This is a genomic window from Belliella filtrata (assembly GCF_022549775.1).
GTDB lineage: Bacteria > Bacteroidota > Bacteroidia > Cytophagales > Cyclobacteriaceae > Belliella > Belliella filtrata.
The window spans coordinates 101514-112937 of the sequence record NZ_JAKZGP010000006.1 but is presented as its reverse complement, the minus strand read 5'-3'; the positions used below and the strand labels follow the sequence as shown (position 1 = coordinate 112937).

General features: G+C 36.8%; 12 protein-coding genes. 3 read left to right on the top strand and 9 right to left on the bottom strand.

Annotation, left to right across the window (positions count from 1 at the left end):
- Positions 1 to 253: 253 nt before the first annotated feature.
- The 5 genes from MM239_RS04445 to MM239_RS04425 are packed head-to-tail and all read right to left on the bottom strand — an operon-like array spanning position 254 to position 4003.
- The gene (locus MM239_RS04445; RefSeq protein WP_241346933.1) at positions 254 to 1816 is read right to left on the bottom strand and encodes an NFACT RNA binding domain-containing protein; all 1563 of its coding nucleotides are present in this window, start codon (positions 1814 to 1816) and stop codon (positions 254 to 256) included.
- Positions 1816 to 2583, bottom strand: a complete 768-nt coding sequence (locus tag MM239_RS04440; RefSeq protein ID WP_241346932.1) for an MBL fold metallo-hydrolase — start codon at positions 2581 to 2583, stop codon at positions 1816 to 1818. Before MM239_RS04440 ends, MM239_RS04445 begins: the two co-directional genes overlap by 1 nt.
- Positions 2580 to 2858, bottom strand: coding sequence for a hypothetical protein (locus tag MM239_RS04435; protein ID WP_241346928.1), 279 nt, complete (start codon positions 2856 to 2858; stop codon positions 2580 to 2582). Before MM239_RS04435 ends, MM239_RS04440 begins: the two co-directional genes overlap by 4 nt.
- Before the next feature lie 16 nt (positions 2859 to 2874).
- Positions 2875 to 3252 carry a response regulator gene (locus MM239_RS04430; RefSeq protein WP_241346926.1) on the bottom strand — a complete coding sequence of 126 codons (378 nt, stop codon included), beginning with the start codon at positions 3250 to 3252 and terminating at the stop codon, positions 2875 to 2877.
- Entirely contained in the window at positions 3239 to 4003 is a 765-nt protein-coding gene (locus MM239_RS04425) for a response regulator (protein WP_241346924.1), read from the bottom strand. The genes MM239_RS04430 and MM239_RS04425 overlap by 14 nt, the downstream gene beginning before the upstream one ends.
- A gap of 44 nt (positions 4004 to 4047) precedes the next feature.
- Here MM239_RS04425 and miaA point away from each other — a divergent pair, with 44 nt between their 5' ends.
- Positions 4048 to 4968 carry a tRNA (adenosine(37)-N6)-dimethylallyltransferase MiaA gene (gene miaA, locus MM239_RS04420; protein WP_241346940.1) on the top strand — a complete coding sequence of 307 codons (921 nt, stop codon included), beginning with the start codon at positions 4048 to 4050 and terminating at the stop codon, positions 4966 to 4968.
- On the opposite strand, the gene MM239_RS04415 is transcribed toward miaA, so the two are convergent.
- Positions 4953 to 5309, bottom strand: a complete 357-nt coding sequence (locus MM239_RS04415; RefSeq protein WP_241346922.1) for a hypothetical protein — start codon at positions 5307 to 5309, stop codon at positions 4953 to 4955. The genes miaA and MM239_RS04415 overlap by 16 nt on opposite strands.
- Before the next feature lie 5 nt (positions 5310 to 5314).
- Positions 5315 to 6289 (bottom strand): 6-phosphofructokinase, encoded by a 975-nt coding sequence (pfkA, locus tag MM239_RS04410; protein ID WP_241346920.1) that lies wholly within the window; start codon positions 6287 to 6289, stop codon positions 5315 to 5317.
- 553 nt (positions 6290 to 6842) lie between these two features.
- Between pfkA and MM239_RS04405 the strand changes: the two genes are divergently transcribed.
- Both MM239_RS04405 and MM239_RS21070 read left to right on the top strand, forming a co-directional pair.
- The gene (locus MM239_RS04405; RefSeq protein WP_241346918.1) at positions 6843 to 6959 is read left to right on the top strand and encodes a single-stranded DNA-binding protein; all 117 of its coding nucleotides are present in this window, start codon (positions 6843 to 6845) and stop codon (positions 6957 to 6959) included.
- Positions 6913 to 7086, top strand: a complete 174-nt coding sequence (locus tag MM239_RS21070) for a single-stranded DNA-binding protein (RefSeq protein WP_317235614.1) — start codon at positions 6913 to 6915, stop codon at positions 7084 to 7086. Before MM239_RS04405 ends, MM239_RS21070 begins: the two co-directional genes overlap by 47 nt.
- Before the next feature lie 133 nt (positions 7087 to 7219).
- On the opposite strand, the gene MM239_RS04395 is transcribed toward MM239_RS21070, so the two are convergent.
- Entirely contained in the window at positions 7220 to 7651 is a 432-nt protein-coding gene (locus tag MM239_RS04395; RefSeq protein WP_241346916.1) for a response regulator, read from the bottom strand.
- A gap of 126 nt (positions 7652 to 7777) precedes the next feature.
- Positions 7778 to 10924: a S41 family peptidase gene (locus MM239_RS04390; RefSeq protein ID WP_241346914.1), complete on the bottom strand. Its 3147-nt coding sequence runs from the start codon at positions 10922 to 10924 to the stop codon at positions 7778 to 7780.
- Between the last annotated feature and the right edge of the window lie 500 nt (positions 10925 to 11424).

Genomic DNA, 11424 nt, shown 5'->3' with positions numbered 1-11424 from the left:
TCAAATCCAACAATGGAGCTGAAAACTTCTGTGTTATAAGATCCGTCGTGGATACCCTGATCAAACGTTCGGGAAATATCTTAGAAAATCTAAATCATATAGCTAATTTACAACCTGAGTAGTTACATTTGAGTTAGATCAATTCAAAAATATCAACTTTTTAAATTATCTTGAAATGGATTGAAAAATGAAGCTGCTTTTGATTAAAATTGACTTTTTACTTTTAAAAATTTTTAAGCTGATTATTATTTTATCAATCTCTAGGCCCTGAAGGTGTTACCATGATGACCTGTTCTCTATCTACCATCACTGCTCCAGGAGCTGAGCCTTTTACTTTTCGGACAAATTTTACTGGAGTATACATTACTGATGCCAAAGAATCATTTTTACTTTTAGAATAGTATGCAGCAAGCTCGGCAGCTCGCTCTAATACGGGTTTTGGAATATTAAGTCCAGACTTGTATTTTATGATCACATGGGAGCCCGATACATCTTTGGCGTGAAGCCATAGGTCTTCTTTCCATGCAAAATACCTGAGCATTTCATCATTTGCCTTTGCAGATTTGCCCACCAATACTTCAAATCCTTCGATTTCGAAACGTTTAAATGGTGTTTGCTCTTGTTTTTCTTTTTGCTGGTTGATTAGGTTGTGGTCTTTGAGAAAAGCCCTTAATTCTTTAAAGTTCAAAATCTCTCTGAGCTCATTAAGCTTATATTGAACATCCTCTAACAAAGCTTCTTTATCACTTAAGTTTTGATAGAGTTGGTCAAGTTCTATTTTTCTGTTTTTTGATTTTCGGTATAGGTTTTCTGCGGACTTTTGAGGAGATACTCCTCTCTTAAGCTTGATCGTTTGATCCCTTTGCGTATAAAAATTAAACAGCTCAACAGACTCGATACCCTTAGGGATTTGATGGAGGTTTGCCATAATCACATCAGCAATTTGAGATGGAGATGTTTCATTTTCTAGCAAATTCAGTTTTTCTTCTGTCTTGTGGATGTAAGCTCTGGATTTTTTTGAAATGTCTTCGAAATATTTTATCCAGTGATTTTTTTCTTTTTCAAATGCCTGTACGACCACCAAATACTTGAAAAGCTCATTGCATGAAGCTATGGGGTCCGCAGAGGTAAATACAGGTTGTTCAGAGGGTAGGAGGGTTAGATAATGCCCATCATGGTTTCTGACTATCGAGAAGAGGGGAGATTCCAACATATCTAATAATGTCTGCATCAAAGACCATTTCTCTGAGATGCTAGCTTCAATATAACCATGTGATTTTAGCCATTCACGAGGAACTTTACCAAGCGTTGGAATAAATCTCGAAGCATTTCCCTCATGGAGGATGAAGTTGTCATAACTGAGCTCGAGGTCTTTTGACAAAGAATCTAAAGTAATCTGATAATCGTCTTTAAGTTCATTTCTCGAGAGTTTGGAAGGTGTGTTTTGTCCACTAGGGAAGTATAGCATATTGCTACGTGTGCCATGAAGTTTGAAAAGTAGGGTGTCACCTGATGATAGGTGAACTTTGAAGGCTCTTTCAAATTGAATAAGTTCAAAGCTTAAAATAGTCTGTCCAATCAACTCAGGGAAGAGTGAGACAGTATTTTTCTTTCCTCTTTTGAATTCATCTGGGAAAGAGAGACAAGAAATGCTAGGGAGAAAGTTTGCTCTTATGTATGATTCTTGATCACCTAAGGTACAACCGATGATGAGTTCATCTTTATTTTGTGAAAAACAGGTGGAAATTTCAAAGCCTATCAACTTGTTTTCAATAGCAGGGCAAAGAAATTTTAAGAAATGATAGTTAAGATGCATTACGAAACGTCTATTTTCAGTCCATCATATGCCAACTTGATGTGATCAGGCAGAAGTTTTTCAACTTCTTCATGATTACCAAGTTTATGGCTGATATGCGTAAGGTACGCTTGTTGTGGTTGCAAAGTTTCGATCAGCTGTATTGCTTCATCCAAAGTGAAGTGAGATATGTGGTGAGTTCTTTGAAGGGCATTGATCACGAGTGTTTTTGTACCTTTGATCTTTTCTAACTCATCACCTGCTATAGTTTTAGCATCTGTGATATAGGTGAAGTCGCCTATTCTAAATCCCAGTACAGGTAGTCTGTAGTGCATGACTTCTATCGGTGTGAATTGGAGATCACTGATGTGGAAGGATTTACTTTTCGAGATAGGTACGGCTTGAACTTGGGGGACGCCTGGGTACTTAACTTCCTCAAATATATAGGAATATTCCCTTTTGATCTGATCTAATACCCTTGGGGTAGCATATACGGGCATATCCAACTGTTGCATGAAGTTATACGGTCTGATATCATCAAGTCCAGCAGTGTGGTCTTTGTGCTCATGCGTAAAAACTACAGCATCAAGCTTTGGGATGCGTTCTCTAAGCATCTGAGATCTAAAGTCTGGGCCAGTATCGATGACAATGCTGGCTTCTTGAGACTGAATATGTATTGAGCTTCTAAGCCTTTTGTCCCTATAATCAAGGGAACTGCATACAGGACAATCGCAACCAATCACAGGAACACCCTGAGAAGTTCCAGTTCCCAAAAATGTAATTTTCAAAGCGCTAATGAAGTTTGCTGGAGTTCACTTAAGAAATCTTGATTTTTTTTATCAATAAAATCTTTGGGTGTGAAACCAATTTCTTTAACGATATCAATTAAGGTATTGATCTTTCCTTCTAAGGTGTAGTACTTATTGACAATGACGACTTTGTTGTCTTTGAGTATGCAATAACCTGACTTGAAATTACCTTTTTCATACCGCAAGATGAAAGCAGAGGAAGCAAATAAGTTCTCAAGCTTGTCGAGATAGCTTTTTGTATATTTGACTGCCATAGCTTATAACCTTTGTTTAAGATAAGTGTTTTTTGACTGTAGCCAAAAGCTTGTCGTAGTCTAGTGGCTTTTGGATGTAATCATTAAGACCTGCTTTTTTGAAATCATCCAAAGTATAGTTTTTGTAGTTACCTGTAATTGCGATTACTGGAATACTAGCTTTCTTTTTGTCACTTAATGTCCTGATCATCTTGGTGCACTCTATCCCATCCATGATGGGCATATTGATATCCATTAGAATTAGGTCAAAATCTTCTTTCGCTAATTTCTCTAGAACTTGCTTACCATTCTTCACTGCTGTGATGACGTACTTTTCAAACATCAAAACATTTTTTGTCAAATTAATAATGACAGAACTGTCTTCTGCGACAAGTACCTTTTTATTTTCCGCCATGGGTCAAAATGTTATGGTTGTTTATGTGTAATTGAAATGACTTAAATTGATCCTTCAGAAGAAGATAGTCTTCCAAAGCATGATCAAAAATGCTATTTTTTATATCGTTTTCAAACTCTTTGGAGCAATTAAAGATTTTTTTTGCACCTAATGTTCCTGAATTACCTTTTATGATATGTAATTTATCGCCTATAAGTGGGTAATTTTTGATTTTTATCAAAGATTCGATCTCATCCAGTAATGAAGATGTTTCATCGATGAATTCATCATAAACCAACCGAATATTGTCCCATGAATTATATTTCAAGAGCTGATCAATAACTTTCATGTCTAAAATCTCAAACTGATCAAGATCTATAATTACTCTTTCATGCTGTTTACTTGAATCGCTGTTGATATAATTTGAAATGACTTCCAGAAATGATCTGGGCTTTATAGGTTTTGGAATAAAATCATTAAATCCTGTTGAAACAAAATAATCTCGGTCAGCTTGATTGGCAAATGCTGATGTAGCGATGATAGGGGAGTTGGTCAACTGTTCGCTTTTGATGATCGCTAGGGTGCTTATTCCGTCCATCACTGGCATTTGGATATCTAATAGGATGAGGTCAAAATGATCGTTTCTGAGCGATTCGATTCCTTCAAGCCCATTTTTTGCGAATTTAACTTCATATTCTTGTCCCATGATGTGTTCAAACAGCCTTCTATTAAGCGCATTGTCCTCTACTATTAATACCTTTTTATGTTTCATCTATAAATAATGGTAATTTTGCAACCTAAACAGATGCTTTGAAAATGAATATTGAGGGTAATGGGAAATTCTTACTGGTGATAATTGGACCTACAGCTGTAGGTAAAACTGATTTGTGTTTAAAGTTAGCTAAAAAATTTGAATCAGAAATTATTTCATGTGATAGTAGGCAATTTTTCAAAGAAATGAATTTGGGGACTGCCAAGCCTAATGAAACTGAACTTTTATCTATCAAGCATCACTTTATTGATAACCTATCCATTCATCAAGGTTATGATGTAAAGACTTATGAAAAGGAAGTTTTGGAGTTGCTGGAAGAAAAATTTAAAAGTAAAGATGTGATGATCATGACTGGTGGGTCAGGATTGTATGTAGATGCCATCTGCAAAGGCTTTGATGATATCCCCGATATAGACCCAACGATCAGGGCTTCTCTTATAAAGTTATTTGAAATTGAGGGGATTGGTGTTTTGCAAGAAAAGTTGAAGGCAGTAGACCCTTTATATTATACGCAAGTAGATCTGAATAATCCTCAAAGACTGATGCGTGCACTTGAAGTATATGAAGGTACTGGGAAGCCATTCAGTAGTTTTAGGATTAGAAAAAAGGTAACTAGGCCATTTGGTATTTTCAAGGTAGGTTTAACCAGAAATAGGGATGAACTTTACCAGAGAATAGATCAAAGAATGGATGAAATGATTGAAAAAGGCTTATTTGAAGAAGCTGCGAGCCTTTATCCATTTAAGGATTTGAATGCTTTACAAACTGTTGGTTACACAGAAATTTTTGGATATCTGGCTGGAGAGTATGATAAAGAAGAGGCTATCAGGCTTTTGAAAAGGAATTCTAGGCGCTATGCTAAGCGTCAAATGACTTGGTTCAAAAGAGATGAAGAAATTACATGGTTTGAACCAAGTCAATTTGATGAAATCATATCCTATGTAAAAGATCAAATGGCTTTGTAGCCAAAAATTTTTGCTACAAAGCTATATGGTCTTTTTGAAATCAATTTATTATGTTGTACCCTCATCAATTTTGCTTGAATCAATGAGTCTTTGATGGTACTTTCGTATTGTTGGAGTTGATCTTTTTGAAGCTGTGGTTTATCCGATTTGATTATTTGACTTAGGCTATCTAATGAGGGTTGTGATTTTACGTCTCCATTAGTCAGTATACTCCATTGGTGAGCTACTTTTTGAGTAAGTGTTTCAATATTTACTCGCTTTTGAGCGATGGATTGTTTTACCACCATGATGAATAACATGATGGCGCCTACCATTGTCAAAATAATTGGAATAAATCCCATATCTTTTAAATGCTTAGAATTTCGATTAACCTCAAATGGTCTTCTTTTAATGGTTTGGTCAAGCCAATACAGTCAGCAAATGGGGTATATACGACATCGCCATTCATTACACCAGCCATACAGTTTGACTCACCATTCATTAGCCCTTCGACCGCGGCCATTCCGCATCTAGAAGCCAATACCCTGTCTCTTGCTGTAGGATTTCCACCCCTCTGAATATGACCAAGTGTAGTTACTTTGAACTCTTTGTCCTCATCATTGATTTTTACTTTGACTTTTTCCATGATCAAGTCAGCATTACCTTCTTCATCTCCCTCAGCTACCACAATGATGCTTGAGGATCTAGATTTTCGTTGGTTTTTCAATGACTTTACTACTTTTTTGATATCAGTCTCTGTTTCGGGTACCATAACAAATTCGGCACCTCCACCTATACCACATTCTACAGCTATATATCCGCTATCTCTACCCATCACTTCGATGAAGAAAATCCTATCATGCGCTGCAGCAGTATCTCTAATCTTATCTATGGCTTCCAAAGCTGTATTCACAGCTGTGTCGAATCCGATCGTATAATCTGTTCCATAGATATCGTTATCGATTGTTCCTGGGCAACCGATGGTTGGAATACCGAATTCTTCAAAGAATAACTTGGCTCCAGTGAAAGTTCCATCTCCTCCGATAGCAACAAGTCCTTCAATTCCGAGTGACTTCAATTGTTCATAAGCTTTTTGTCTGCCTTCTTTCGTTCTAAACTCCTCACTTCTTGCTGATTTCAAGATAGTACCACCTCTTTGAACTATATTACTCACTGAGTTTGACTGCATTCGTTTGATATTTCCGTTGATCAAACCATCGTAACCATAGGTGATACCATATACTTCTACTCCATGATAGATGGCAGTACGCACTACAGCTCTTATACATGCATTCATTCCGGGAGCATCTCCTCCAGAAGTGAAAACTGCAATTTTTTTCATTGTATTAATAGGTTTTTGAATTCCAAAAATACTACTAAATGGATGTCTTTCTTAATATTTGAGAAAAGAATTATTTGATGTAAGTATTAAGTTTCATAATACCGATATTAATCCTTCAAAACTGACTTTTTCAAAAAGATGATTTATTGAGAACAAATCAAAAGCAGAAGTAGATAAAACATGCTATGGCAATTTGGGAAGGATATGCTACAGGAATGAAAATTTGGAAGGAAATTCAATTTAGCCTATTGAAGTCATTAAAATTTGATTGTTTGTAAGTCCTTTGTGAAGTTTTTAATAGGTAGTGATCAAGGGGGGGCAGAAACCCCCCCTCTTTTAAACGATTATAATCGGTTTTAAACGAATTGAGCCCGACAGATAAATCACATTTATAGAAATTTGATGAGAGCTGATAAATGTAACGGCGAGACCTTTAACCAAAACAAATATTTAAAAGGAGTAGTATCAGAAACAGGGTTCAACTAATCGGGAGATTAGCAGCCAAACCAGAGATTATCAATTTGAAAGCGGGTAGAAAAAAGCTTCTTTTCGCATGGCTACAAATGAGTATTACAAGAATGCCAATGGAGAAAAAGTGGAGGAGACCACATGGCATAATGTGATTGCTTGGGACAAAGCAGCAAGTATTTTTAGAAAAGTACACCGATAAAGGTTCAGAAATTGGTGTAGTTGGGAAATTGACAAATAGGACTTTTGATGATAAAGAGGGGAATAAAAAGTATGTCACTGAAATCATTGCTGAGCAGATTCTCTTGTTAGGAGAAAAATCCTCTTAAGTTGAGTGGAAGAGAAGCTTGTTGTGATTTAAAAATAGCACAAAACCCTGGAGTATTGCTTAGATTTTCAAGGTTTTTTTTTGCAATACGGACTAAAACTAAACAGGATTTCAAATTTTATTAAACATTTGATTTATCGTGCAAAGACAAAAAACTCCTCAATATTATTAATTTCAGTGATATTTTTGGGCTTGATGATATACCCTTGCACATTTCTATTGTCATTGACTTTTTCAATATCATCCCTACTTTCTGAGCTACTAAGTACCACAATGTTGAATATTCCTTTCAAAGAATGATCTAGGTCTTCGAACATTTCTAAAAAATCCCAACCATTGTAATCAGGCATGTTTAAATCTAAAATGATAAGGATAGGTTTTTTATGGTAGTATTCTTTTTGTAAAGAAAGTAGATGTCCCATATAATAAAAAGCTTCCAATCCATTAGTAAACTTCCAAAGCTTGTGATAATAGCCTGTCTTCCTGAATAATCTGGCAACTAAAGCACTGATCACAGGATCATCATCGATTAGTAAAACAGTTTCAAATTGACTGATATTATTCATAGTAATAATTCAAATTGGGGTGATAATAAAAAGAGATGATAGTATTGAATTGGTGATTCGCACTATCATCTCTCAAATAACCTAAATTATTAGATCAATATCAAGAAGGAATTAATTTCGAGTGAATTAATTATTATTAAATGATTTGTCTGGGTATGCAGGTGGTGAAGGTACTGGCCTAGGGTCATTTTTGATCAATTCCTTGAGATGTTTTATAGCTGCTTCAAGTTGAGCATCTTTTCCTTCAAAAGTTGCTTTCGGTAGATTGATAACTTCTATGTCAGGAATAAAGCCTTCACCTTCTATCAACCATTCACCTTCTTCACCATACACTCCCATCATTGGTGCTCTAGCTACACCATTGTCTGTAAGTGTGTTGGCGCCAGAAAGCCATACTTCGCCACCCCATGTTCTTGCACCAATAGCGTCTCCAAGCTTTAGTCTTCTAAAGCCCTCCGCAAATGCTTCTCCATCTGATGCAGTAAATTCATCCACGAGTAAGACTAAGTGACCTCTAAATGCATATTGCATGTTCCAGTAAGGTTCTCCCTCTCTGTTTTTCCAAAAGAAGAACGCTTCTCTCATCAATTTTTCTAAGATAAAGCTATCAATGTTACCTCCGCGATTGTGACGTACATCTACGATTAGTCCTGATTTTTTGAATTGAGGATAGAAATCTCTGTACCATTGACTGATATCACTTGTAGTCATAGCACGCAGATGAACATAGCCAATTTCACCTTCAGAAGCCTCATCAACAGCTAATCGACGCGAAAATTCCCAATCGTTGTATCTTAAGTTGGACTCAGCCCTCGCATCCATTGGGATCAATATTTTATCCTCGAGCTTACTGCCTTTTTCATCAGTCATAGCAATTCGAACTTGTTTTCCAGCTTTGTCTCTCAAGAAGTAATTGATATCCATGACATCGTATACAGGCTCTCCGTCTATGTGAGTGATGATTGTGTTTACTTTGATATTGACATCGGGATGGGCGAGTGGGGATGCTTCATCAGGATAGTCTGGATCAGTTTGATAGATATAATCAATTTTGAAACCTTTAGGTGCTTCTGATTTTGAAAGTTTCGCACCCAGTAATCCTAAGCTAATATTATCTTGGCCTCTTCTGAGGTCGCCTCCTCCCACACTGGTATGGAGTACACTTAGCTCTCCAATGAGCTCCCCAAGCACATCTGAAAGTTCTGATCGAGTAGTCACACGCTCTGCCAAAGGGAGGTATTTTCCATACATTTTGTCCCAGTCTACTCCATGCATGCCAGGGTCATAGTAGTAATCTCTTTCCATTCGCCATGCATCTGTGTACAGCTGCATCCAATCTTCTTTGGGATCTATAGAGAAGTTCCATTTGCTTAAATCTAGTTTCAAATCTGCTAAGCTACTGATTGGGGAATTTTTGACCTCTACTACATGATGATTGCCTCCAACAGTTACGAAAATGTACTTATTGTTCAAAGAAGGTATAAATCTCCTGACATTTTCGATAAAAGTTTTTTGCTCTACTTTAGCATCGATCATCGTCATGGTCAGGTTGTATTTACCTTCGTCTGTTGGGTCGCTAAGGTAGTAGATTGCCTTGTCTGTGACCATAAGCCCCCTGTAATTGCCGGCAGGCACAGGGACTTCTCTAAGCCTACTCATCAATCCCGCTTCTTCAATGTCTACTTTAATTTCAGCTTTTTTATCATCGTCTTTTTTCTTTTCATCTTTAAGTTCATGATTGAAGTGAAATGGTGATACAAGGTCATTTTTCAGCGCAATATGATAGATCTTCATTTGCTTGTTCCAATATGGCTCTGGCTGCCTTGTTCCCCATGGAGAACCGACTTTGGTTTGGAAGTTTCTGTCAGAAAGAAAATAGATCCAATTACCATCAGTACTCCACTGAGGGTTTGTACTATTGGCTTTGTCAGTAGTGATTGGAATTCGCTTTCCCGTTGTGAAGTTATAAGCAAAGATTTGATTGAAAGTATTGGAAGCTGATTGACTGTATGCAAGCCATTGGCTGTCAGGTGACCAAGCCAATGATCCGCTTATGCCTTCTCTGTTAGTGGAAACTTTAACTTGGTTCCCACCAGCCACTTCAAGGATCCACAAGTCTCTATTGAGATCGGTATAGGCGATTTTTTTACCATCTGGTGAAGGCGTCAAATTAGACCTTAAAGTTTTTCCATCTTTAGTAATCTGTTTACCTTCTGAAAGTCCTTTACTATCATACTGATGGATTTCAAATTCTCCACTTTTATCTGAAAATAGGAATAAGGATTTTCCATCTGGTGTAAACGAAGCTTCCCGAAATCTTACTCCATCTTTCCTATCTATTCTAATAGTCCTTCCTGATTTTGCTGGAACAACAAAGCTTCTCCCTCTAGCAGTCAGAGCAATTTGTTCTCCATCATTGCTCACTGAAATATCTGAGATGTAATTTTGAGGATCAGATATCCACTTTTCGCGAAGGTGTTCGAAGTCAGAGTTCAGGGAAATGGACAGTTTTTGATTAGATTGATCTTGAAGGTTATGCACAAAAATATCTGCACCAACACGGTAGGCTATTTTATTTTTATGAACAGAAAATTCTCTAACATCGTAGGTGGTTTCTTTGGTTATCTGTTTAATATTAGCCCCATTTTTATCCATAGACCAAATGTTTTGGATCCCGTCTCTAGAGGATAAAAAGTATAATTTTTCTTCATGAAATGTTGGGTGATGGTCTTCTCCTTTGTAGTCATTAGTTAGTTTGATAGCCTCTGGCTCACCGTTTGTGTATTTCCAAACTTGTCGGGCAGTACCACCTTCATACCTTTTGGTTACATTATTGTGAAATGTAGGCCGTACAAAAAAATAGGTATTTCCGTCTGTCGTAAAGCTACCTTCAGCAGCCATCTCTAGAGGTAATATGTCCCTCTTTCCTGTTCCGATATTTATAGTAACAGTTTGCAGCTGAGGAAGCGTAGCATATTGATTTGTAGTATAAGCCAATACTTCTGGAGATTGCCACGAAGTAGGGTAGGAAGGGGAGGCTTCATAGGTCAATCTTTTAGGGATTCCACCTGTCATAGGTATAATATATATCTCTGTAGGGCCTTCATATGAGGCTGCATAAGCAATCCACTTACCGTCAGGGGAGATTTTGGGCATGCTTTCATCACCATGGTGGGTAGTCAGTCTGGTAGCTTCACCTCCTTGGGTAGATACTTTCCAGAGGTCACCTTCTGAGACAAAAACAATGGTGTTTCCATGTATTGATGGTTGCATAAAATACCCCAGATTTTGCGCGTTTGAATTCCATAAAATGCATGAAAGTAGTATGATGGCTAGAATTTTTCTCATATGTTTTTATAGTCAGGTTTTTGATCTTGATGATGAATTTCAGAATTTTAAGGAGCTCAATTTACCGCTTACTATTCCAAATTCAAATCCACTCAAATAAAACTTATACTTGTGAAAGATTTTGATAACTTTGACCAGGTTTTCAAAATCAATGCTTGAAAATCTCTTTTCAATCAATTGTACCCAGATCGCTCATTATTTAACTTTACGCATGTATTATTTAGTCATGAATACGCTACTTCTCATAATATCAACTCTAGTTATTGTAGTAGTTACTCTACCTATGATAAGGCACAGCAATTGGAAATTTAGAGTGTTTGAATATTTAAGAATTCAAAAGCTGATCGCGGTATTAGTACTGATTGTGATTTGGTCTATCGTTTATCTAAATGATCCAAAAGCAATCTCTTTGGTGTTTTTGGTCA

Excerpts from the sequence above, each read along its gene's own strand:
- miaA (WP_241346940.1), top strand. The coding sequence starts at position 4,048 with ATGAATATTGAGGGTAATGGGAAATTCTTACTGGTGATAATTGGACCT.
- pfkA (WP_241346920.1), bottom strand. The coding sequence starts at position 6,289 with ATGAAAAAAATTGCAGTTTTCACTTCTGGAGGAGATGCTCCCGGAATG.
- MM239_RS04445 (WP_241346933.1), bottom strand. The coding sequence starts at position 1,816 with ATGCATCTTAACTATCATTTCTTAAAATTTCTTTGCCCTGCTATTGAA.
- MM239_RS04405 (WP_241346918.1), top strand. The coding sequence starts at position 6,843 with ATGGCTACAAATGAGTATTACAAGAATGCCAATGGAGAAAAAGTGGAG.
- MM239_RS04395 (WP_241346916.1), bottom strand. The coding sequence starts at position 7,651 with ATGAATAATATCAGTCAATTTGAAACTGTTTTACTAATCGATGATGAT.
- MM239_RS04425 (WP_241346924.1), bottom strand. The coding sequence starts at position 4,003 with ATGAAACATAAAAAGGTATTAATAGTAGAGGACAATGCGCTTAATAGA.
- MM239_RS04430 (WP_241346926.1), bottom strand. The coding sequence starts at position 3,252 with ATGGCGGAAAATAAAAAGGTACTTGTCGCAGAAGACAGTTCTGTCATT.
- MM239_RS04435 (WP_241346928.1), bottom strand. The coding sequence starts at position 2,858 with ATGGCAGTCAAATATACAAAAAGCTATCTCGACAAGCTTGAGAACTTA.
- MM239_RS04390 (WP_241346914.1), bottom strand. The coding sequence starts at position 10,924 with ATGCAACCATCAATACATGGAAACACCATTGTTTTTGTCTCAGAAGGT.
- MM239_RS04415 (WP_241346922.1), bottom strand. The coding sequence starts at position 5,309 with ATGGGATTTATTCCAATTATTTTGACAATGGTAGGCGCCATCATGTTA.